The sequence below is a fragment of the Frigoribacterium sp. CFBP 8751 genome (assembly GCF_014841545.1).
GTDB lineage: Bacteria > Actinomycetota > Actinomycetes > Actinomycetales > Microbacteriaceae > Frigoribacterium.
Map to the genome: position 1 here is coordinate 518,589 of NZ_JACYUB010000002.1, position 20,825 is coordinate 539,413.

21 protein-coding genes and 1 tRNA gene are annotated in these 20,825 nt (G+C 70.8%); 20 read left to right on the plus strand and 2 right to left on the minus strand.

Going from position 1 to position 20,825, the window contains the following annotated elements; translation table 11 throughout:
• The first annotated feature begins 132 nt into the window (after positions 1 to 132).
• Positions 133 to 348, plus strand: coding sequence for a hypothetical protein (locus IFT88_RS08245; RefSeq protein ID WP_148053617.1), 216 nt, complete (start codon positions 133 to 135; stop codon positions 346 to 348).
• Positions 349 to 453: 105 nt separating this feature from the next.
• Positions 454 to 1,038, plus strand: a complete 585-nt coding sequence (locus tag IFT88_RS08250) for a recombinase family protein (RefSeq protein WP_192119941.1) — start codon at positions 454 to 456, stop codon at positions 1,036 to 1,038.
• Positions 1,039 to 1,105: 67 nt separating this feature from the next.
• Here the strand turns inward: IFT88_RS08250 and IFT88_RS08255 are convergent.
• Positions 1,106 to 1,180: transfer RNA gene (locus IFT88_RS08255), tRNA-Arg, on the minus strand.
• Between the two features lie 77 nt (positions 1,181 to 1,257).
• Between IFT88_RS08255 and IFT88_RS08260 the strand changes: the two genes are divergently transcribed.
• Both IFT88_RS08260 and IFT88_RS08265 read left to right on the plus strand, forming a co-directional pair.
• Complete coding sequence (locus IFT88_RS08260; protein ID WP_192119943.1) at positions 1,258 to 1,977, plus strand: pyridoxal 5'-phosphate synthase; 720 nt, start codon at positions 1,258 to 1,260, stop codon at positions 1,975 to 1,977.
• Positions 1,978 to 2,090: 113 nt separating this feature from the next.
• A complete protein-coding gene (locus IFT88_RS08265) occupies positions 2,091 to 2,918 on the plus strand; it encodes a gamma-glutamyl-gamma-aminobutyrate hydrolase family protein (protein WP_249408873.1) in 828 nt (275 codons plus the stop codon).
• A gap of 63 nt (positions 2,919 to 2,981) precedes the next feature.
• Here IFT88_RS08265 and IFT88_RS08270 read toward each other — a convergent pair whose 3' ends face one another.
• The gene (locus IFT88_RS08270) at positions 2,982 to 3,608 is read right to left on the minus strand and encodes a hypothetical protein (protein ID WP_192119945.1); all 627 of its coding nucleotides are present in this window, start codon (positions 3,606 to 3,608) and stop codon (positions 2,982 to 2,984) included.
• Between the two features lie 64 nt (positions 3,609 to 3,672).
• On the opposite strand from IFT88_RS08270, the gene argS reads away from it, so the two are divergent.
• From argS to IFT88_RS08350, 16 genes are all read left to right on the plus strand, one after another.
• Positions 3,673 to 5,334 carry an arginine--tRNA ligase gene (gene argS, locus IFT88_RS08275; RefSeq protein ID WP_192119947.1) on the plus strand — a complete coding sequence of 554 codons (1,662 nt, stop codon included), beginning with the start codon at positions 3,673 to 3,675 and terminating at the stop codon, positions 5,332 to 5,334.
• A gap of 83 nt (positions 5,335 to 5,417) precedes the next feature.
• The gene (locus IFT88_RS08280) at positions 5,418 to 6,197 is read left to right on the plus strand and encodes an LmeA family phospholipid-binding protein (protein WP_192119949.1); all 780 of its coding nucleotides are present in this window, start codon (positions 5,418 to 5,420) and stop codon (positions 6,195 to 6,197) included.
• Between the two features lie 67 nt (positions 6,198 to 6,264).
• A complete protein-coding gene (gene lysA, locus IFT88_RS08285) occupies positions 6,265 to 7,695 on the plus strand; it encodes a diaminopimelate decarboxylase (RefSeq protein WP_199859019.1) in 1,431 nt (476 codons plus the stop codon).
• Positions 7,696 to 7,764: 69 nt separating this feature from the next.
• Positions 7,765 to 9,096, plus strand: coding sequence for a homoserine dehydrogenase (locus IFT88_RS08290; RefSeq protein ID WP_192119951.1), 1,332 nt, complete (start codon positions 7,765 to 7,767; stop codon positions 9,094 to 9,096).
• Complete coding sequence (gene thrC / locus IFT88_RS08295) at positions 9,096 to 10,178, plus strand: threonine synthase (RefSeq protein WP_056226012.1); 1,083 nt, start codon at positions 9,096 to 9,098, stop codon at positions 10,176 to 10,178. The genes IFT88_RS08290 and thrC overlap by 1 nt, the downstream gene beginning before the upstream one ends.
• Positions 10,175 to 11,128 (plus strand): homoserine kinase, encoded by a 954-nt coding sequence (thrB, locus tag IFT88_RS08300; protein ID WP_192119953.1) that lies wholly within the window; start codon positions 10,175 to 10,177, stop codon positions 11,126 to 11,128. Before thrC ends, thrB begins: the two co-directional genes overlap by 4 nt.
• A 344-nt stretch (positions 11,129 to 11,472) precedes the next feature.
• The gene (rho, locus tag IFT88_RS08305) at positions 11,473 to 13,728 is read left to right on the plus strand and encodes a transcription termination factor Rho (protein ID WP_213016675.1); all 2,256 of its coding nucleotides are present in this window, start codon (positions 11,473 to 11,475) and stop codon (positions 13,726 to 13,728) included.
• Positions 13,729 to 13,730: 2 nt separating this feature from the next.
• The gene (gene prfA / locus IFT88_RS17105) at positions 13,731 to 14,813 is read left to right on the plus strand and encodes a peptide chain release factor 1 (protein ID WP_192119957.1); all 1,083 of its coding nucleotides are present in this window, start codon (positions 13,731 to 13,733) and stop codon (positions 14,811 to 14,813) included.
• Positions 14,810 to 15,700 carry a peptide chain release factor N(5)-glutamine methyltransferase gene (prmC, locus tag IFT88_RS17110; protein WP_446718825.1) on the plus strand — a complete coding sequence of 297 codons (891 nt, stop codon included), beginning with the start codon at positions 14,810 to 14,812 and terminating at the stop codon, positions 15,698 to 15,700. The genes prfA and prmC overlap by 4 nt, the downstream gene beginning before the upstream one ends.
• 39 nt (positions 15,701 to 15,739) lie before the next feature.
• Positions 15,740 to 16,417, plus strand: a complete 678-nt coding sequence (locus IFT88_RS08320) for an L-threonylcarbamoyladenylate synthase (protein ID WP_043594499.1) — start codon at positions 15,740 to 15,742, stop codon at positions 16,415 to 16,417.
• A complete protein-coding gene (locus IFT88_RS08325) occupies positions 16,414 to 17,694 on the plus strand; it encodes an MraY family glycosyltransferase (RefSeq protein ID WP_043594501.1) in 1,281 nt (426 codons plus the stop codon). Before IFT88_RS08320 ends, IFT88_RS08325 begins: the two co-directional genes overlap by 4 nt.
• Positions 17,691 to 18,116, plus strand: coding sequence for a hypothetical protein (locus IFT88_RS08330; protein ID WP_043594502.1), 426 nt, complete (start codon positions 17,691 to 17,693; stop codon positions 18,114 to 18,116). Before IFT88_RS08325 ends, IFT88_RS08330 begins: the two co-directional genes overlap by 4 nt.
• 182 nt (positions 18,117 to 18,298) lie before the next feature.
• Positions 18,299 to 19,105, plus strand: coding sequence for a F0F1 ATP synthase subunit A (atpB, locus tag IFT88_RS08335; RefSeq protein ID WP_043594504.1), 807 nt, complete (start codon positions 18,299 to 18,301; stop codon positions 19,103 to 19,105).
• 54 nt (positions 19,106 to 19,159) lie between these two features.
• Positions 19,160 to 19,393: an ATP synthase F0 subunit C gene (gene atpE / locus IFT88_RS08340; protein ID WP_043594505.1), complete on the plus strand. Its 234-nt coding sequence runs from the start codon at positions 19,160 to 19,162 to the stop codon at positions 19,391 to 19,393.
• 20 nt (positions 19,394 to 19,413) lie between these two features.
• Positions 19,414 to 19,974, plus strand: coding sequence for a F0F1 ATP synthase subunit B (locus IFT88_RS08345; RefSeq protein WP_192119959.1), 561 nt, complete (start codon positions 19,414 to 19,416; stop codon positions 19,972 to 19,974).
• 2 nt (positions 19,975 to 19,976) lie between these two features.
• Positions 19,977 to 20,771 carry a F0F1 ATP synthase subunit delta gene (locus IFT88_RS08350; RefSeq protein ID WP_043594508.1) on the plus strand — a complete coding sequence of 265 codons (795 nt, stop codon included), beginning with the start codon at positions 19,977 to 19,979 and terminating at the stop codon, positions 20,769 to 20,771.
• The last annotated feature ends 54 nt before the right edge of the window (positions 20,772 to 20,825 follow it).

Sequence of the window (20,825 nt, forward strand, 5' to 3'; positions counted from 1 at the left end):
AGGCCTCGCGTCCGTCCGAGGGGCGAGTCAGAAGACCAGTCTGACAACTCCACGGGGACTTGTACCCCACATGCGGGGTACGCTGCGATGACGGCCCGGTTACGAGGGCCGGAGAACGATGAAGGAGACATCATGGGTGCTGTCTTGGAGCGCACGTCCCGAGCGGAGGTCGTCCCCCTGGGTGACGGATTCCACCGCGTGTCGACGCCGACCGCCGGGGTGATCGGGTTCGTGCACGAGTCCGACGGGTTGTTCGAGGTGCTGCGGGGCCGCGTCCGCACCGCCGTCCGGCGTGAGGGTTCGTACCGCACGCTCGATGTCGCGGTGATCGCGCTCACCTACAGTTGAGTTCGACCCACCACTGACGCACGCCTTCGGGCGGACGTCCTCGAGGCCTCGCCGTCGGCGGGGCCTCACCTCTCTGTCCACCCTCGCCTCGCCGGAAGGCCCCCCGTGACCGTCGTCGGGTACGCCCGCATCTCGCGAGACGACCCGTCGTCCGATCGGCAGACCGAGCGCCTCAGGGCGGTCGGGTGCGACCGCGTCTTCGTCGACCACGCCACCGGCACCAGGCAGTCCCGCCCCGAGTTCGCCAAGGCCATCGGCAGCCTGCGCGAGGGTGACGTCTTCGTCGTGACGAACGTCGACCGCATCGGCCGCTCGGTCGCCGAGCTGGTCGGCGTGATGGCGACCCTCGACGCGCTCGGCGTCGCCTTCCGCTCGATCGACGAGCAGATCGACGAGCTCAACGCCTACGGCCGCTTCTTCTTCCGCGTCACCGCCGCCCTGGCCCGCTTCGACGAGCAGGTCGGCGGCGAGCTCCACCGCGCCGAGACCCGCAAACGGCAGGAGGCGCGGGTCGCGCAGACCCCGAAGCCTCCGGTCTCGAGACGCCGCCTCGACGCCGCCCGCCAGTTGCGCGCCGGGGGAGCGAGCATGCGCGAGGCCGCCGAGCACGTCGCCGTCTCCGAGCGGGTCCTCCGCCGCGAGCTCGAGCGCGACGACGCCGACCGCGCCCGCCGCCAGCAGCCCGACTGATCCGACAGGGCCGCTGTCCGACCGGCGACGAAGGACCGTCGCATCGAGAGGGCCTCGAGAAGAGAAGTGGTGCCCCCAGGCAGATTCGAACTGCCGCCCCTGCCTCCGGAGGGCAGTGCTCTATCCCCTGAGCTATGGGGGCCCGGGAACGTCGTCCAGGTTAGCAGCGAATCGGTCCGGTCTGGGACGACCTGACGGTGTGGGGTGCATCGTGGGGGAGTGACCGACGACACCCGCACCGACCGAGCCGACACCGGCACCCGCTCAGACCGAACCGACCCCGACGGCCCGACGCTGCGCGAACGCCTCCGCTCCGCCAAGGTCTTCCACCCCGAGCTGCCCACCTTCGACGTCGACGACGTGGCCGACGACGCCGTCGACCAGTTCGTCGCGTGGCTCGTCGAGGCCGTCGACCAGGACGTCGCCCAGCCGCACGCCATGGTCATCTCGACCTCGTCGTCCGACGGCGACGTGACGGCTCGCACCCTGTTGCTCAAGGACGTCGACGACGGCGCCCTCTGGTTCGCCACCTCGTCGATCAGCCCGAAGGGTCGGCAGATCGCCGAGAACCCCCGGGTGGCCCTCACCCTCTACTGGCGTGAACAGGGCCGTCAGGTCCGCGTGCTCGGTCGGGCGACGCCCGGCCCGCGCGACGTCAGCGAGAAGGACTTCACCGCTCGCCACCCCGACTCCCGTGCCGTGGCGATGACGCAGACGCAGAGCAGCCCGATCACCGACGAGGCCGAGACGCGTCGTCGCCTCGCCGAGGCCAAGGCGGCGATCGAGTCCGACGACACCCTCGTGCCCGACGACTGGACCGCGTGGCGGGTGGACCCCACCTCGATCGAGTTCTGGCAGGCCACCACGGGCCGCGACCAGGTGCGCCTGCGGTACGACCGCGACGGCGACGGCTGGACCCGCGCCTCCTTGTGGCCCTGACCGCCACGGCGGGCGCCGACGGCGCGACCGCGACCGAGGCCGTGACCTTGGCGCGGACGTAACGCGGCGACACGCACCTGGCGGGCCGTCGGCCGCGACGGCAGCATGGTCGCATGACCTCGTACCGCGCCCCGTCGATCCGCCCGAGCGACCTCACCGTCGCCTCGATGCGTCTCGCCGTGGTCGAGGTGACGCGGCACCGGCCGCATGCTCCCGAGTACCACGCCTACGTCGACGACATGAACTCCCGGGTGAGGGCGACCGCCGAGGCCGCGGGCTGGCAGGCGACGCGCCTCGCCGCGGGCGACCTCGGCACCGACGAGCTGCTGCGGGTGACCGCCGACGCCGACGCGATCGTCGTCCTCGGTGGCGAGGACCTCTCGCCCCGTCATTACGGAGGCGCGACCGGCTACCCGGGGGAGGGCCGCCACGACCCCGTGGCCGACGAGGCCCAGCTCGCGCTCGTGCGCCACGCGGTCGCCCGCCGCACCCCGCTGCTCGGGGTCTGCCGCGGCCACCAGGTGATCAACGTCGCCCTCGGCGGAGACCTCGTGCAGCACCTGGACGACCACGACGGGGTGCACCGCACCCCCGACGCTCCGGTCGATCAGCTCATGCACCCGCACGCCGTCGGGCTCGAGCCCGGCAGTCGCCTCGCCCGGGCCCTCGGCACCGAGCCCGTCGTGCAGAGCGCGCACCACCAGGCCGTCGGCCGCCTGGGCCGGGGCCTCCGCGTCGTCGGCCGCGCCTCCGACGGCACCGTCGAGGCCGTCGAGCACGACTCGGCCCCGGTGGTGGGCGTGCAGTGGCACCCCGAAGACAAAGGAGCCCCGGTCGGTCAGCTCGAGGCGCTGTTGGCGTCCTTGGCCGCCTCCGTCGAGGCGGGGCGCCTCGCCGCGTCCGCTGGCTCGCGAACGGACCAGGAGGCGCTGGTCGCCTAGGCCGCGCCCGTCACCCGAGCGCGCCTCCCGCGCCCGCGCCTCCCGCCCCCGCGCCTCCCGCGCTCAGTCGACCTGCTTCAGCGCGGAGAGCACGGCCGACACGACCGGCTCGGCGTCGCCGGGTTCGAGGAACGTCGTCGAGCGGGCCACGACGAAAGCAGGGGACGAGAACGCCTCGGCCGTGCCGATCTCGCCCGGGGTGTCGAAGTAGCCCTCGACGCCGAAGGTCGGCACCGAGTTGCTGGTGGCGACGAGCTCGTTGGCCAGTTCGTCGAGGCTGTCCGGGTCGAAGTGCGCCACGCCGACCGTGACGGTGGTGCCGCCGGAGTCCTGCCACGTGCACGTCGTGCCGTCCGCGTCGGCCACTTGCTGCAGGGCCTCGCCGTCGCGACTCTCGTCGCCGCTCGCGCTCTCGTCCGGCACGGCCGTCAAGCCCGGGTACCAGGACGCGAGCGAGCCCGTGTCGAGCAGGTCGTCGCAGTCGATCGTGAACGGGGTGCTCACGAGGTCGGGCGTCGGCGTCGCGGTCGGCGTCGCGCCGGGGGTCGCGGAGGCCTGCGCATCCGACGTCGGCGTGGCGCTCGGTGCGGCCTGCGACGGGGCCGTGCAGGCGGTGAGGGACAGGGCGAGGGCACCCGTCACGACGAGGGTGCACAGGACGACGGGGGAGCGGGTCGGGGCAGGGCTCATCCCCCCATCATCACCGACGGCGGGCTCGTCGTCGGCCCCGTGGCTGCCGGTAAGATCGACCCTCGTGACTCCCGCCGAACTCTCCACGTCCCTGCTCGCCGTCGTCCAGGGCGTCCTCGAGCGCCGAGGCACCGTCGACGTGGCGGTGACCGAGGGCGACGTGGCGCTCGAACGGCCGAAGAACCGCGACCACGGTGACTGGGCATCGAACGTGGCGATGAAGTTCGCCAAGCGCGTCGGCACGAACCCGCGCGAGCTCGCCACCGAGATCGCCGCCGAGCTGGCCGAGGTCGACGGGGTCGCCGACGTCGACGTCGCGGGCCCCGGGTTCATCAACATCCGCCTCGACGCCGCCGCCGCGGGTCTGCTCGCGCGGTCCGTCGTCGAGCAGGGCGAGGCGTACGGCCGCGGCGACTACTACCGCGGCGTCACGATCGACCTCGAGTTCGTCTCGGCCAACCCCACCGGCCCGATCCACCTCGGCGGCGTGCGCTGGGCCGCGGTGGGCGACAGCCTGGCCCGCGTCTTCCAGGCCCAGGGCGCGCTCGTCACCCGCGAGTACTACTTCAACGACCACGGCGGGCAGATCGACCGCTTCGCGCGCAGCCTCCTGGCCAGCTCGCTCGGCGAGCCCACCCCGGACGACGGCTACGGCGGGCAGTACATCGCCGAGATCGCCGCGCGTGTCGAGGCGACCTTCGACGGCGACGTGCGCGACCTGCCCCGTGACGAGGCGCAAGAGCTGTTCCGGGCGGTCGGCGTCGACTTCATGTTCGCCGACATCAAGACGTCGTTGCACGACTTCGGCGTCGACTTCGACGTCTACTTCCACGAGAACTCGTTGCACGAGTCGAAGGCCGTCGAGCGCGCCGTCGCCCGCCTGCGCGAACTCGGCCACGTCTACGAGTCCGAGGGTGCGACCTGGCTGCGCACCACCGAGTTCGGCGACGACCGCGATCGCGTCATCGTCAAGAGCGACGGCGAGGCCGCCTACATCGCCGGTGACCTGGCCTACTACCTCGACAAGCGCGAGCGCGGCTTCGAGCGCAACCTGATCATGCTCGGCGCCGACCACCACGGCTACGTCGGCCGCATGATGGCGATGTGCGCGGCGTTCGGCGACGAGCCCGGCGTCAACCTCGAGATCCTCATCGGCCAGATGGTCAACCTGCTGCGCGACGGCGAACCGATGCGCATGTCCAAGCGTGCGGGCACCGTCGTCACGATGGAGGACCTCGTCGACGCCGTCGGCGTCGACGCCGGCCGGTACTCGCTGGTCCGCAGCCCGGTGAACAGCTCGATCGACATCGACCTCGACCTGCTCACCAAGCGCAGCAACGACAACCCGGTCTTCTACGTCCAGTACGCCCACGCCCGCACCCGCGCGGTGGCCCGCAACGCCGAGGCCGCCGGGGTGACGCGTGACGCGTTCGACGCGTCGCTCCTCACGCACGAGACCGAGAGCGCCCTGCTCGGAGCCCTGTCCGAGCTGCCCCGCGTCGTCGTCCAGGCCGCCGAGCTGCGCGAGCCGCACCGCGTGGCCCGCTACGTCGAAGAGCTCGCCGGCACCTACCACCGCTGGTACGACAACTGCCGCGTCACGCCGCTCGGCGACGACGAGGTCACCGACCTGCACCGCACCCGCCTCTGGCTCAACGACGCGGCGGGCCAGGTCATCCGCAACGGGCTCGGCCTGCTGGGCGTCTCGGCACCCGATCGCATGTGATCTCCCACGCCGCGCCTCCTCGGTCTCGACCGCAGGAGGCGCGGCGTGAGCGATCCTCGCCGCCCGGCTGACAAGATGGCCCGATGAGCGACATCGAGTCCGACTTCTTCGAGGCCAAGCCCGTCGCCCGTCGCCGGGGCCGAGGCGTCGGCATCTTCTTCTTCGTGCTGGTGGGGCTCGTCGTGGTCCTCGGCATCCTCGCCGTGGTCGCCGACCTCGTCGTCCGGACCGTCGCCGAGGACCAGGCCGAGAAGCAGATCTCGCAGCAGCTCGGCGACGCCGCCGGCCCCGTCGACGTCCAGATCGGCGGTTTCTCGATGCTCTGGCAGCTCGTGCAGGGCAGCATCGACCAGGCCACCATCTCGTCCGCCGGATCGTCGGGCGGGCTCTCGTTCGACTTCGACGTCCGGGACGTCCCGACCGACCTGAGCGGTTCGACCGGCGCGATCACCGGCACGGTCACCGCCGACGCGGCGACCGTCAACGGCCTCGCCGCCGTACAAGAGAGCGGCGGAGCGATCTCGTTCGGCGACGGACAGGTCACCTACGCCCGCGACTTCACGATCCCGCTGGTCGACACGGTCGTCCCCGTGGACGTCGTCGCCACGCCCTCGATCACGAGCGAGGGTCGAGTCATCTCGCTCACGCCGACGACGGCGTCGCTCCGGGACACGTCGGTGTCGCTCGACCTCGCACCCTTCATCGGCGGCTACGCCTTCGACGTGTGTGCGGCGCAGTACCTGCCCCAAGGCACCACCCTCACCGGCGTCGACGTCACGTCGACGGCGGCGACCCTCGACGTGACCTCACCGGGCCTGCCGATCTCGTCGAGCGGCATCGGCACCAAGGGCTCCTGCTCCTGACCTCGCCTGCGCCGTCGAGGACGTCCCGACCGTGGCCGTCACGGTCGCCGGCGGTCGGTAGGCTCTGATGTCGTTCCCCGTCCTTCGAACCCCCGAGGTCCGCGTGTCCCCGAACCCCCTGGCCCCTGCCTGGCTCGTCGAGCCGACCGACGCCGACGCCCTCGATCCGGCGGTCTGGTCGGCGACGGCCCAGCGGTCGTCCGACGGTGAACTCGTGCTCGGCGGCGTCACCGCCTCCGACCTCGTGGCGTCGTTCGGCACGCCGCTGTACGTCCTCGACGAGGACGACGCCCGCACCCGGGCCGTCGAGGCCGTCCGCTCGTTCGAGCGCGAGGCGGCTCGCATCGGCACGAAGGCGACGGTCTACTACGCCGCCAAGGCGTTCCTCTCGGCCGAGGTGGCCCGCTGGGTGGCCGAGGCGGGCATGGCCGTCGACATCTGCACAGGCGGCGAGTTCGCCGTCGCCCGGGCCGCGGGCGTCGACCCGGCCCGCATGGGGTTCCACGGCAACAACAAGTCGCTCGCCGAGATCGACCGCACCGTCGAGGCCGGCATCGGCACCGTGGTGCTCGACAACGCCGCCGAGGTCGGCCGGGTCGCCGCGGCGGCCGAACGGCACGGGCGCGTCCAGCGCGTGCGCCTCCGGGTCAACTCGGGCGTCCACGCCTCCACCCACGAGTACCTCGCCACCGCCCGCGAAGACCAGAAGTTCGGCGTCCCGCTCTCCGAGACCGCCGACATCGTCGGCTCGATCCGCCGGCAGCCCTCGCTCGAGTTCGTCGGGCTGCACTCGCACATCGGCTCGCAGATCTTCGGTTCGGACGGCTTCGCCGAGGCCGCCCGTCGCCTCCTCGCCGTGCACGCCGACCTGCTCGCGACCGGCCCGGTCCCCGAGCTCAACCTCGGCGGCGGTTTCGGCATCGCCTACACGAGCGCCGACGACGCCCGCCCGCTCGACGACCTCGCCGTCGCCCTGGTCGACATCGTGCAGGCCGAGTGCCTCCGCCTCGGCGTCGACGTGCCGCTCCTCGCGGTCGAGCCCGGGCGCGTCATCGTCGGGCCCGCCGGCACCACGCTGTACGAGGTCGGCACCATCAAGGACGTCACGGTCTCCTCCGACGAGGGCAGCGCGGTGCGACGGTACGTCAGCGTCGACGGGGGCATGAGCGACAACGCGCGGACGGCCCTCTACGCGGCCGACTACTCCGTGCGCATCGCGAACCGCACCTCCTCGGCTCCGCCCGCGCTCGTGCGCGTGGCCGGGAAGCACTGCGAGAGCGGCGACCTCGTCGTGCTCGCGGACTACCTGCCCGGCGACGTCGCCCCGGGCGACCTGCTCGCCGTGCCCGCCACCGGCGCCTACTGCCACAGCCTCGCGAGCAACTACAACCACGTCGGGCGTCCCCCCGTCGTGGCCGTCCGTGACGGTCGGGCCCGCGTGATCGTGCGGGGCGAGAGCGAAGCCGACCTGCTGGCCCGCGACGCCGGCCTCGACTGACCGACCCGCGCCTCCTGACCTCGTGCGAGCACCGCACCCCGACGACGAAGCACCCGAGAACGGACTGACATGATCGAATACCGCAACGTGAGGGTCGCCCTGCTGGGCGCCGGCTCGGTGGGGTCGCAGGTGGCGCGGCTGCTGCTCGAGCAGGGCGACGACTTCGCCGGGCGCGCGGGGGCCGGACTCGAGCTCGTCGGCATCGGCGTGCGCGACGTCGACGCGCCGCGCGACGTCGACCTGCCGCGCGAGCTGTTCACGACCGACGTCGAGTCGCTCATCGTCGGTGCCGACATCGTCGTCGAGCTGATCGGCGGACTCGAGCCGGCCCGCAGCTACGTGCTGCAGGCGCTCAACTCGGGGGCCGACGTCATCACGGGCAACAAGGCCCTGCTCGCGAGCCACGGCACCGAACTCTTCGACGCGGCCGAGCAGGTCGGCGCGCAGGTCTACTACGAGGCCGCCGTGGCCGGGGCCATCCCGATCATCCGCCCGTTGCGCGACAGCCTCGCCGGCGACCGCGTCCAGCGCATCATGGGCATCGTCAACGGCACGACCAACTTCATCCTCGACCGCATGGACACCGACGGCTCGAGCCTCGAGGACGCCCTGGCGACGGCCACGGCCCTGGGGTACGCCGAGGCCGACCCCACGGCCGACATCGAGGGCTACGACGCGGCGCAGAAGGCCGCCATCCTGGCCAGCCTCGCCTTCCACACGGCCGTTCCCCTCGCCGCCGTGCACCGCGAGGGCATCACCTCGGTCACGCACGACCAGGTGGTCGCCGCGCGCAAGGCCGGGTACGTCGTGAAGATCCTCGCCATCTGCGAACGCCTGGTCGACGACGAGGGAGTCGAGGGCGTCAGCGCCCGCGTGTACCCGGCGCTCGTGCCGCTGAGCCACCCGCTCGCGGCCGTGCACGGAGCCAAGAACGCCGTCTTCGTCGAGGCGGAATCGGCCGGCGACCTCATGTTCTACGGCGCCGGCGCCGGGGGAGTCGAGACGGCGTCCGCCGTGCTGGGCGACCTCGTCTCGGCCGCTCGACGGCACGTCATCGGAGGCCCCGGCGTCGCCGAGTCCACCCACGCGAACCTGCCCGTCCTGCCGATCGGCCGCGTGTCGACCCGGTACCAGATCGCGCTCGACGTGGCGGACCAGCCGGGCGTGCTCGCCGAGGTCGCCGGGGTGCTCAGCGACCACGGCGTGAGCGTCCACAGCGTCGAGCAGACGTCGGGTGCGACGCCGGGCGTCACGGTCGAGGGTGACGCCGTGGCCACCGCTACGCTGATCATCGGCACCCACCGGGCGCGCGAGTCCGACCTCGCCGCGACGGTGACCGCCCTGAAGAACGCCACGGTCGTGAACTCCGTCACGAGCGTGCTGAGAGTCGAAGGAGCCTGATGGCCCACCAGTGGCAGGGTGTCCTGCGCGAATACGCCGACCGTCTCGACGTCACCGACGCCACCCCGATCGTCACGCTGGGCGAGGGCGGCACGCCGCTCATCCCGGCTCCGGCGCTGTCGAACCGCACGGGCGCCAAGGTCTACGTCAAGTACGAGGGCATGAACCCGACCGGTTCCTTCAAGGACCGTGGCATGACGATGGCGATCTCGAAGGCCGTCGAGCACGGTGCCAAGGCCGTCATCTGTGCGTCGACCGGCAACACGTCGGCCTCGGCTGCGGCCTACGCCGCCCACGCCGGCATCACCGCCGCCGTGCTCGTGCCCGAGGGCAAGATCGCCATGGGCAAGCTGAGCCAGGCCGTCGCACACGACGGTCAGCTGCTGCAGATCCAGGGCAACTTCGACGACTGCCTCGACATCGCGCGCGACCTCGCCGCCAACTACCCGGTGCACCTCGTCAACTCGGTCAACAACGACCGCATCGAGGGCCAGAAGACCGGTGCCTTCGAGGTCGTCGACGTGCTCGGCGACGCCCCCGACTTCCACTTCATCCCGGTCGGCAACGCCGGCAACTACACCGCCTACACGCGTGGCTACCGCGAGGACCTCGAGATCGGTCGCGCAACCAAGCTGCCGCGCATGTTCGGCTTCCAGGCCGCCGGCTCGGCGCCGATCGTCGCGGGCGAGGTCGTCAAGGCCCCCGAGACCATCGCCAGCGCGATCCGCATCGGCAACCCCGCCTCGTGGCAGCTCGCCCTCGAGGCGCGCGACCTGACCGACGGCTGGTTCGGCGCCATCACCGACGAGGCCATCCTCGCCGCGCAGAAGATCCTCTCGGCCGAGGTCGGCGTGTTCGTCGAGCCCGCGTCGGCCATCAGCGTGGCGGGTCTGCTCGAGCGCGCGGACGCCGGGGTCATCCCCGCCGGTGCCACCGTGGTGCTCACCGTCACCGGCCACGGCCTGAAGGACCCCCAGTGGGCCCTGCGTCGCTCCGACGGCAGCGACGTGCAGCCGACAGTGGTAGCGAGCGACACGGCCCGGGTGGCCGAGGTGCTCGGTCTCGCACCGGCCTCTGCATGACCTCCGGGGTCGTCGGGCGTTCGGTGCTGGTCAAGGTCCCCGCGACCTCGGCCAACCTCGGCCCCGGCTTCGACACGCTGGGCCTCGCGCTCTCGCTCTACGACGAGCTCGAGGTCACGGCGACCGACGAGCCCGGCGTCTCGGTCGAGGTCACGGGCGTCGGGGCCGGTCAGGTGCCCACCGACGGGTCGAACCTCGTCGTGCAGGCCGTCGCGGCGGCCTTCGCGTCGGTCGACGTCCCCTTGCCCGGCCTGCGCCTCCGGGCTCGCAACGCCATCCCGCACGGCCGGGGACTCGGGTCCTCCGCGGCCGCGATCGTCTCGGGCATCATGGCCGCGAAGGGGCTCCTCGAGGGCACGGTCGAGCTCGACTCGGCGGCGTTGCTCGCCCTGGCGACCGACATGGAGGGGCACCCCGACAACGTGGCGCCGGCGCTGTTCGGCGGCCTCACGATCGCCTGGATGAACTCGCACGGCCCGTCGCACAAGCGCCTGCTCGTGCACCGCGGCGTCTCGCCCGTGGTGTTCGTCCCCGAGTCGACCCTCTCGACCAAACTCGCCCGCAGCCTGCAGCCCGCCTCCGTGCCGCACGAGGACGCCACGTTCAACGTGTCGCGGTCGGCGCTGCTGGTGGCGGCGCTCGTGCAGAGTCCCGAGTTGCTGCTCGCTGCCACCGAGGACCGCCTGCACCAGAGCTACCGCGCCAGCGCCATGCCCGAGACCGACGCCCTCATCCGCATGCTCCGCGACGCCGGGCTCGCGGCCGTCGTCTCCGGGGCCGGTCCCTCGCTCCTGGTGCTCGGCAGCGACCCGGCCCAGCGCCTGTTCGCCGCCGAACTGGTGCGCGAACACGCCGTCTCCGCGTGGCGTCCGTTGATGCTGGCCGTCGATCTCAAAGGTGCTACAGTGGTGCCGCACCCGGTAGAAAACTCAGATTTCCTGGGCATCTAGCTTCGTCCCCGCCGTTCTTCGTGGGGGCTACCGCGTGGGGTCACAAGTCTTCGAGTCCCCGGGTCGCACATCCCGTAGTGCACATCTAGCAGTGCTCGTCTGCCGATCTGGTCGGCGCGCACCGCACCTCCCAGGCCTCCTGCTCATCCCGGGCAGCTGCTCGTTCAGGGCAGAGCCGGCACAGGGTCAGCCCCTCGGGGCGAACCCGATCAGTGCAGGTCCGAGGCCACGAGGTGTGACCAGCTCTGCCCCGCCGATCAACGCGGGGGAGCGAAAGGAACCCATCACTCGTGACTGACGTCCAGAACGGCGCCGCTGCGCCGTCCACGCCCGAACTCACCGCCATGCGCCTGCCCCAGCTGCAGGCCCTCGCCTCGTCGCTGGGCATCAGCGGCATCTCGAAGCTGCGCAAGGGCGACCTCGTGGCCGCCATCGCGGCGAAGCAGGGCGAGGGGGCCGCGGTCGAGGTCGCCCCCCAGCCGACGCTCGACGGTGTCGTCGACGCCGGCGTCCCGGCCTCGGTCGAGACCGCCGTGGCCGAAGGCACCGAGGCCGCCACGGTCGAGGCGGCCACCCCGCCCGCCGAGGCACCGACCCGCGCCCGCCGCGGCTCGCGTCGTGCCACGTCCGCCGCCGGGGCTCCCGAGTCCCGTGCCGCCGGCGAGCACGTGAACGCCGGCGACACCGGTGTCGCCCCTCTCGTCGAGGTGCCCGCCACCGAAGCCGCCACCGTCGGCGCCCCCACCGCCGAGCAGGGTTCGACCGAACAGGGTTCGACCGAACAGGGTTCGACCGAGCAGGCCCCGGCCGAGCCGGTCGCCGCCTCCGAACGTCCGTCGCGCCGTCGTGGCTCGCGCCGCGCCTCCGACGCGTCCGTCGCCGCCGACGCCGCGCAGCCCGGCGCCTCGGTCGAGACCCCGGCCGCCGACGAGTCGACCTCCACCGAGACGGCCCCGTCCGCCTCCGCCGACGAGGTGGGCTCCGACCCGCAGGCCCAGACCGACCAGGCCCAGACGGACCAGCAGGGCGGAGACCAGCAGACCGGTGGCCAGCAGGGTGGTGGCCGTCGGAGCCGCAACCGCAACCGTGGCAAGGGCGGTCAGCAGCAGGCCCAGGCCGACCAGAACGGTGGCCAGCAGAACGGTGCCCAGAAGGCCGACGCTCCGCAGAACGGCCAGCAGCGCGGCGGCCAGCAGCAGAACGGCCAGCAGCAGAACGGCCAGCAGCGCGGCGACGAGCAACGCGCCGAGCAGCAGGCCCAGCGTGAGGCCGGCGAGAAGAACGACGCCGCCCGCGGTGAGCAGTCCGGCAACGGCCCCCAGTCCGGCGGTCAGAACGACGAGGGCGGCCGACAGGGCCGTGGCCGTCAGCGTGACCGCAAGCGTGGCCGTGGTGGCCAGAACGACGACGTCGAACCCGAGATCGGCGAGGACGACGTCCTCATTCCCGTCGCGGGCATCCTCGACGTCCTCGAGAACTACGCCTTCGTGCGCACCACGGGCTACCTGCCCGGTGCGAGCGACGTCTACGTCTCGCTCGGCCAGGTCAAGAAGTACCACCTGCGCAAGGGCGACGCGGTCGTCGGTGCCATCCGTCAGCCCCGCGAGGGCGACCAGGGCCAGGGGCGCCAGAAGTACAACGCGATCGTGCGGATCGACTCGATCAACGGCCAGCCCGTCGACGAGGCGGCCAAGCGCGTCGAGTTCAGCAAGCTGACCCCGCTCTACCCGCAGGAGCGCCTCCGACTCGAGACCGAGCCCCAGAAGCTCTCGACCCGCATCATCGACCTCGTGTCGCCGATCGGCAAGGGGCAGCGCGGCCTCATCGTCTCGCCGCCCAAGGCGGGCAAGACCCTCGTGCTGCAGTCGATCGCCAACGCCATCGCGATCAACAACCCCGAGGTGCACCTCATGGTCGTGCTCGTCGACGAGCGCCCCGAAGAGGTCACCGACATGCAGCGCACGGTCAAGGGCGAGGTCATCGCCTCGACCTTCGACCGCCCCGCCGAAGACCACACGACGGTCGCCGAGCTGGCCATCGAGCGCGCCAAGCGCCTCGTCGAGCTGGGCCACGACGTCGTCGTGCTGCTCGACTCGATCACGCGTCTCGGTCGTGCGTACAACCTGGCCGCACCCGCTTCGGGCCGCATCCTCTCGGGTGGCGTCGACTCGTCGGCCCTCTACCCGCCGAAGCGCTTCTTCGGCGCGGCGCGCAACATCGAGAACGGTGGTTCGCTGACCATCCTCGCGACCGCTCTCGTCGAGACCGGTTCGAAGATGGACGAGGTCATCTTCGAGGAGTTCAAGGGCACCGGCAACATGGAGCTCCGCCTGTCGCGCCACCTGGCCGACAAGCGCATCTTCCCCGCCGTGGACGTCAACGCCTCGGGCACGCGTCGTGAAGAGATGCTGCTCAGCCCCGACGAGGTCAAGATCACCTGGCGCCTGCGCCGGGCCCTGGCCGGACTCGACCAGCAGCAGGCCCTCGAGATCGTCCTGCGCAACCTGCGCGAGACGCAGTCGAACGTCGAGTTCCTCGTCCAGGTCCAGAAGTCGGTCCCCGCCTCGAACGGACACGACTCCGGCCACAAGGAGCACTGAGCGTGTTCGAGTCGGTGGCCGTGCTGCTGGCCGAGCACGACGACCTGCAGACGCAGCTCAGCGACCCGGCCGTCCACGCCGACGCCGCACGCGCCAAGAAGATCAACCGCCGCTACGCCGAGCTCAGCCGCATCGTGGCTGCCCACTCGGCGTGGCAGCAGGCGGGTGAGGACCTCGAGGCCGCCCGTGAACTCGCGAAAGAGGACGAGGCGTTCGCCGACGAGGTCCCCGGCCTCGAGCAGGCGCTCGACGAGTCCCAGGAACGCCTGCGGCGCCTCCTGATCCCGCGCGACCCGGACGACGGGCGCGACGTGATCATGGAGATCAAGGGCGGCGAGGGCGGGGCCGAGAGCGCCCTGTTCGCGGCCGACCTGCTGCGCATGTACCTGCACTACGCCGAGTCGAAGGGCTGGAAGTCCGAGATGATCGCGAGCGACGACTCCGACCTCGGCGGCTACAAGAACGTGCAGGTGGCGCTCAAGTCGAACGCGTCCGACCCGTCCCAGGGCGTCTGGGCCCACCTCAAGTACGAGGGCGGTGTTCACCGCGTCCAGCGGGTGCCGGCGACCGAGTCGCAGGGGCGCATCCACACCTCGACCACGGGCGTGCTCGTGTTCCCCGAGGTCGACGAGCCCGAAGAGGTCGACATCAGCCAGAACGACCTCAAGATCGACGTCTACCGGTCGAGCGGCCCTGGCGGCCAGTCGGTCAACACGACCGACTCCGCCGTCCGCATCACCCACCTGCCCACGGGCATCGTGGTCGCGATGCAGAACGAGAAGAGCCAGCTGCAGAACCGCGAGGCCGGCATGCGCGTCCTGCGGGCCCGCATCCTGGCCCGTCAGCAAGAAGAGCAGGCGGCCATCGCGTCGGACGCCCGCAAGAGCCAGATCCGGGGCATGGACCGGTCGGAGCGCATCCGCACCTACAACTTCCCCGAGAACCGCATCGCCGACCACCGCACCGGCTACAAGGCGTACAACCTCGACGCGGTCATGGACGGTGCGCTCGGCCCGGTGGTCGACTCGTGCATCCAGGCCGACGAAGAAGCGCGTCTCGCCGAGATCGGCGACACCGCGTCGTGAGCGACGCGATCGCCACGGCCTTCGAGGGCGTGACGACGGTCGACGCCGGCCTCCGGGTCGCGTCGGCCGTCCTCGCCGACGCCGGGGTGCCGTCGCCCGACGTCGACGCCGAACTCCTGCTCGCCCACGTCACGGGCCTGGCCAGGGGAGTCGTCCGGGCGAGGGCCGTCACCGCGTCGCCCTTGACGACGGACGAGCAGGAGGCGCTGGTCGCCGCGATCACGCGCCGTGCCTCCCGCGAGCCCCTGCAGCACATCACGGGGTGGGCGTCCTTCCGGCACCTCGAGCTGCACGTGGGGCCCGGCGTCTTCGTCCCCCGGCCCGAGACCGAAGGCGTCGCCCAGCTCGCGATCGACGCTCTCCGTGCCGTTCCGGACTCGTCGCCCGTCGCCGTCGATCTCGGAACCGGCAGCGGGGCCCTCGCGTTGGCGATGGCTTCCGAGGTGCCGACGGCCACCGTCGTCGCCGTCGAGCTCTCTCCCGACGCGGCGGTGTGGACGCGTCGCAACATCGCCGCGGTGGGTGTCGACAACGTGCGACTCGTCGAGGGCGACCTCACCGACGCCGTGCCCGAACTCGATGCCACGGTCTCGGTCGTGGTGTCGAACCCGCCGTACGTGCCCGTCGGCATGGTCCCGCGCGACCCCGAGGTGCGCCTCCACGATCCTGCCCTCGCCCTGTACGGCGGCGAGGACGGCCTCGACCTCGTCCGGGCTCTGTCCCTCACCGCCCGACGGCTGCTACGCCCCGGGGGAGCGCTCGTCATCGAGCACGGCGAGCTCCAAGGAGGCGCGATCCGCGACCTCCTGACGGCCGACGGATGGCGCTCCCCGGCCACGCACCCCGACCTCACCGGTCGCGACCGGGCCACGACGGCGGTGCGCTGACCGGGTTCTCCCGGTCCGTCGCACTATCATCGTCAGGTCATGGCCACTTTTCACGACTGCTCCGTCGACTCCGAACTGCTCGCCGGCATGCGCATGGCGCGCGGTGCCGTCGGGCGAGGCGAGCTCGTCGTCCTGCCGACCGACACCGTGTACGGCGTCGCGGCCGACGCGTTCGATCCGACCGCCGTGCAGCGCCTGCTCGACGCCAAGGGCCGAGGCCGTCAGTCACCGCCTCCGGTGTTGATCAAGGGGCAAGAGACCCTCGCCGCGCTCACCGACCGAGTGCCCGAGGTCGTCCGTCCGCTGCTCGACGAGTTCTGGCCCGGCCCGCTCACGGTCATCTTCCGCGCGCAGGCGTCGCTCAGCTGGGATCTCGGCGAGACGCGCGGCACCGTCGCCCTGCGCGTGCCGAGTCACCGCATCGCCCTCGAGTTGCTCGAAGAGACCGGCCCCCTCGCGGTGTCGAGTGCGAACCTCACCGGCCGCCCCGCGGCCGAGTCGGCGGGCGACGCGCGCCGCATGCTCGGCGACTCGGTGTCGGTCTACCTCGACGACGGCGCCGCGGGCACGACGTACGAACACCGGCCCGGCGCCAACACGGGGTCGACGATCGTCGATGCCACGGGCGGTGCCGACGGGGTGCTGCGCATCGTGCGCCACGGCGTCCTGTCCGACGCCGACATCATCCGCGTCGTCGGGGTCGACGCCCTCGCGTGAGGTACTACCTCCTCGCGCTGGCGATCTCGGCGGCGGTCAGCTTCGTGCTGTCCGTCGTGGTGTGGCGGGTGGGCCTCAAGTACCGCCTCTATCCCAAGATCCGCGAGCGTGACGTCCACCAGACGCCGACGCCACGACTCGGGGGCATCGCGATGTGGGCCGGCATCGTCGTCGCGCTCCTCGCGGCGTGGTTCGTCTTCCCGCTGATCTCGGGAGTCGACTACTTCCGTCTCGTCTTCGCCGACGCAGGGCCCCCGTTGGCCATCATCGGCGCCGCCACGATCATCGTCGTCATCGGAGTCGTCGACGACCTGTACGACCTCGACTGGATGACCAAGCTGGCGGGTCAGATCATCGCCGCCGGCGTACTCGCCTGGCAGGGCGTGCAACTCGTCTCGCTGCCCATCGGGGGCAGCCTGGCCATCGGCTCGCCGTACATGTCCCTCGTGCTCACGGTCCTGACGATCGTCCTCGTGATGAACGCCGTGAACTTCATCGACGGTCTCGACGGCCTCGTCGCCGGGGTCGCCATCATCGCCAACGGCGTCTTCTTCGTCTACAGCTTCGTCATCTCGATCACCATCGGCCAGACGGAGTACTTCAACCTCGCGGCCCTGCTCTCGGCCGTGCTGATCGGGGCCTGTCTCGGCTTCCTGCCGCTGAACTGGCACCCGGCCAAGCTCTTCATGGGCGACGCGGGTGCGCTGCTCACCGGCCTCGTCATGGCGACGAGCGCGATCTCGGTCACCGGGCAGATCGACCCGGCCGGGATCTCCCGGACGGCCCTGCTGCCCGCCTTCATCCCGATCATCCTGCCCTTCGCGATCCTCGTCGTGCCGTTGCTCGACTTCGGCCTGGCCGTCCTCCGGCGACTGAGCGCCGGCAAGTCCCCGTTCACGGCCGATCGCAAGCACCTGCACCACCGCCTGCTCGACATGGGTCACTCCCACTTCCAAGCCGTCCTGATCTTCTACGCCTGGACCCTCGTGGCGGCCGTCGGGGGATTGATGTTCCTCTTCGTGAAACCGACCTACCTGGTCGCCGTGTTCCTCGGTGTCGGCCTGGTCGCCTGCACGGCTGCCACGTTGTCTCCACTCAGCCGGCGCAAGAAGGTCGAGATCGCGGTCCAGACGACCCGCACGGGTGACCTGTCGACGACGGAGTCGGACCGGTTCGACCCGCTCGACGCCGCCGCGGACGTCCTCGACCCGCACGACACCGACACCGCGGCCAAGGCCGTGGTGCCCGAACTGACGAACCCGAAGGACCCCGCATGAACGCCAGCTCGATCTTCACCCAGATCCTGAAGTACACGGGCGTGCTCGCCCTCGTCATCGCCGTCGTCGGAGGGGGGCTCGGTTACTTCTTCGCCGGCACCGACGGCCTGTGGAGCGCCCTCGTCGGGGTGGGGCTCGCGATCCTCTTCGCGGCGATCACGGCCGCGAGCATGCTGGTGGCGATCCGTTTCACGCTCGGGGCGTTCTTCGGAATCGTGATGGGCGCCTGGTTGCTCAAGCTGGTCATCTTCATCGTGTTGCTGGTCGCGTTGCGCGACCAGCCGTTCGTGAACGACGTGGTGCTCTTCCTGGCCCTCGTCGTCTCGATCATCGGCACGCTGGCCGTCGACGCCCTCGTGGTCGTCCGGGGGCGCCTGTCGTACGTGAGCGACGCCGCGCTGCCCCCCGCTCCGCAGGACTGACGACCATGCGTGCACACGGTGAAAATACCTCGACCGATTCGTGGAAGCTCCCATTACCTTGATAGGGTTGACGACGTTCCCCGGCCGCGTCTCCAGCGTGCACGGATGACAAACCCCACCAATCGTCGCGACACTTCAGGGTGCTCGCCCCGACACAGGAGATAGCGCTGATAGCGAACGCTGTGAACCTGCTCTCCGCTGCCGAAGCCGGCCACGGGGACGGGGGATTCCACGCCCCGACTCTTGACGAGTTCTTCCCTCCCGCCATCTTCTTCGAGGGCACCCCCTTCGAGCTGAACCGCATCATGCTGGTCCGCCTCTTCGCGATCGCGGTCATGTTGCTGCTGTTCTGGCTGGCCCTGCGCAAGGGGCGGCTCATCCCGTCCCGCGGGCAGAGCATCGCAGAGCTGGGCCTCGACTTCGTCCGCATCCAGATCGTCGAGGAGATCCTCGGCGAGAAGCTCGGACGCAAATACCTGCCGTTGCTGGCCGCCATGTTCTTCGGCATCTTCGCCATGAACATCACGGGCATCATCCCCGGCCTCAACATTGCGGGCACGTCGGTCATCGCCATGCCCCTGCTGTTGGCGGTCGTGGCGTACATCATGTTCATCTACGCGGGTTTCCGTGAGGCCGGCGGCGCGACGTTCCTGCGCAACGCCCTCTTCCCGCCCGGTGTGCCGTGGGTCATGTACATCCTCTTGACGCCCATCGAGTTCATCAACATCTTCATCGTGCGGCCGATCTCCCTGGCCCTCCGACTCCTGTTGAACATGATGGTCGGCCACCTCTTGCTGGTGCTCTGCTTCGCGGCGACGCACTTCTTCTTCTTCAGCATGAGCGGGGGCTTCATGGCCTTCGGTGCTCTCACCCTCATCGGTGGCTTCGTGATGACCATCGTCGAGATGGCCGTCGCCGTGCTGCAGGCCTACGTCTTCACGCTCCTCGCCTCGGTCTACATCCAACAGGCCGCGGCGAAAGAACACTAAATACAGACGAAGCACGTCATCCGACGTGCATCGCCCAACCGGAAGGAAACACAAGTGGACACCACCACGATCCTCGCTGAGATCAACGGCAACATCGCGACCGTCGGCTACGGCCTCGCTGCGATCGGCCCCGGCATCGGCATCGGCATCGTCGCGGGCAAGACCGTCGAGGCCATGGCCCGCCAGCCCGAGCTGGCCGGCCGCCTGCAGGTCACGATGTTCCTCGGCATCGCGTTCACCGAGCTGCTGGGCTTCATCGGCCTCGCCGCCGGCTTCATCTTCTCCTGATCAGTTAGGACGACACACCGATGATCGAGACGATCCTCGCGGCCGAGGGTGGTGCGCCCCAGGGCGCCGCCATCTTCTTCCCCGCTGGTTACGACATCCTCTGGTCCTTGGTCGTCTTCGTGGTCATCGCCGCGTTCTTCGGGCTCTTCGCGATCCCCAAGTTCCGCAAGATCCTCGACGAGCGTGCCGAGCGCATCGAAGGTGGCATCAAGCACGCCGAGGCCGCACAGGCCGAGGCTGCCAAGGCCCTCGACGAATACAAGAAGCAGCTGGCCGACGCTCGTGCCGAGGCCGCTCGCATCCGTGAGGCTGCGCGCGCCGAGGGCAACGAGATCATCGCCGAGCTCAAGCAGCAGGCGCAGGCCGATGCCGACCGCATCACCGCCTCCGCCCACGCGCAGATCGAGGCCGAGCGGCAGGCCGCCGTGGCGTCGCTCCGGTCCGAAGTCGGATCGCTGGCCATCGACCTCGCCTCCGGCGTCATCGGTGAGTCGCTGAGCGACGATGCCAAGGCCTCGGCCGTGGTCGACCGCTTCCTGGCCGAGCTCGAGGCGGACGAGAACGCTAAGGCGGGCCACTGACGATGGGTTCCATGTCCCGAGAAGCACTCGGTTCGGCGCGGTCGGTCTTGTCCGACCTCGGCGGGTCGGTCGACCTGACGACCGGCGAGCAGTTGCTCGACGCCGGTCGGGTCATCGGCGGCTCCGTTCAGCTGCAGTCGTATCTCGCCGACCCCGCTGTCGACGTGGCGACGAAGAAGCAGCTGCTCGACCGGCTCTTCGGGTCGTTCTCCGAGTCGACGCGAGCCGTGCTCGTGTCGGTCGTCGGCAGCCGCTGGTCCTCGTCCGACGACCTGCTCGCCGGCATCGAAGAGGTCGCCTTCCGGGCGATCGCGACGACCACCCCGGCCGACAGCAGCATCGAGAACGAGCTGTTCGCGTTCGACGCGGCCGTCCGCACCGATGCCCAGCTCGAATTGGCCATCGGCTCCAAGCTGGGCGACCCCGCCTCCAAGGCGGACCTCGTCGAGCGTCTGCTGGGAGGCAAGGCCAGTCGCCAGACCGTCGTCATCGTCGTGCACCTGGTGCAGCAGCCTCGTGGGCGTCGGATCGGTGAGCTCCTGCGTCACGCGGCCGACATCGTCGCCGACCAGTCCGACCAGCTCGTCGCCACCGTCACGAGCGCCGTCCGCCTCGACGATGCCCACGTCACTCGACTGCAGCACGGCTTGGCCAAGCAGTTCGGGCGTAGCCTGCGCATCAACCAGGTCATCGATCCCGCCGTCGTCGGCGGTCTCCGGGTCCAGGTGGGCGACGAGGTCATCGACGGCACCGTCGCGACCAAGCTCAGCCTGCTCCGCCTGCAGCTCGCCGGCTAGTCACGCTCTCACACACAGACTCGAGGCCTCCCGAAGCCTCGCTACGAATAGGAA

Coding starts and splice junctions, on each gene's coding strand:
- IFT88_RS08245 (WP_148053617.1), top strand. CDS start 133: ATGGGTGCTGTCTTGGAGCGCACGTCCCGAGCGGAGGTCGTCCCCCTG.
- IFT88_RS08265 (WP_249408873.1), top strand. CDS start 2,091: ATGACCTCGTACCGCGCCCCGTCGATCCGCCCGAGCGACCTCACCGTC.
- IFT88_RS08270 (WP_192119945.1), bottom strand. CDS start 3,608: ATGAGCCCTGCCCCGACCCGCTCCCCCGTCGTCCTGTGCACCCTCGTC.
- IFT88_RS08280 (WP_192119949.1), top strand. CDS start 5,418: ATGAGCGACATCGAGTCCGACTTCTTCGAGGCCAAGCCCGTCGCCCGT.
- lysA (WP_199859019.1), top strand. CDS start 6,265: ATGTCGTTCCCCGTCCTTCGAACCCCCGAGGTCCGCGTGTCCCCGAAC.
- IFT88_RS08290 (WP_192119951.1), top strand. CDS start 7,765: ATGATCGAATACCGCAACGTGAGGGTCGCCCTGCTGGGCGCCGGCTCG.
- thrC (WP_056226012.1), top strand. CDS start 9,096: ATGGCCCACCAGTGGCAGGGTGTCCTGCGCGAATACGCCGACCGTCTC.
- thrB (WP_192119953.1), top strand. CDS start 10,175: ATGACCTCCGGGGTCGTCGGGCGTTCGGTGCTGGTCAAGGTCCCCGCG.
- rho (WP_213016675.1), top strand. CDS start 11,473: ATGCGCCTGCCCCAGCTGCAGGCCCTCGCCTCGTCGCTGGGCATCAGC.
- IFT88_RS08320 (WP_043594499.1), top strand. CDS start 15,740: ATGGCCACTTTTCACGACTGCTCCGTCGACTCCGAACTGCTCGCCGGC.
- IFT88_RS08330 (WP_043594502.1), top strand. CDS start 17,691: ATGAACGCCAGCTCGATCTTCACCCAGATCCTGAAGTACACGGGCGTG.
- IFT88_RS08345 (WP_192119959.1), top strand. CDS start 19,414: ATGATCGAGACGATCCTCGCGGCCGAGGGTGGTGCGCCCCAGGGCGCC.
- IFT88_RS08350 (WP_043594508.1), top strand. CDS start 19,977: ATGGGTTCCATGTCCCGAGAAGCACTCGGTTCGGCGCGGTCGGTCTTG.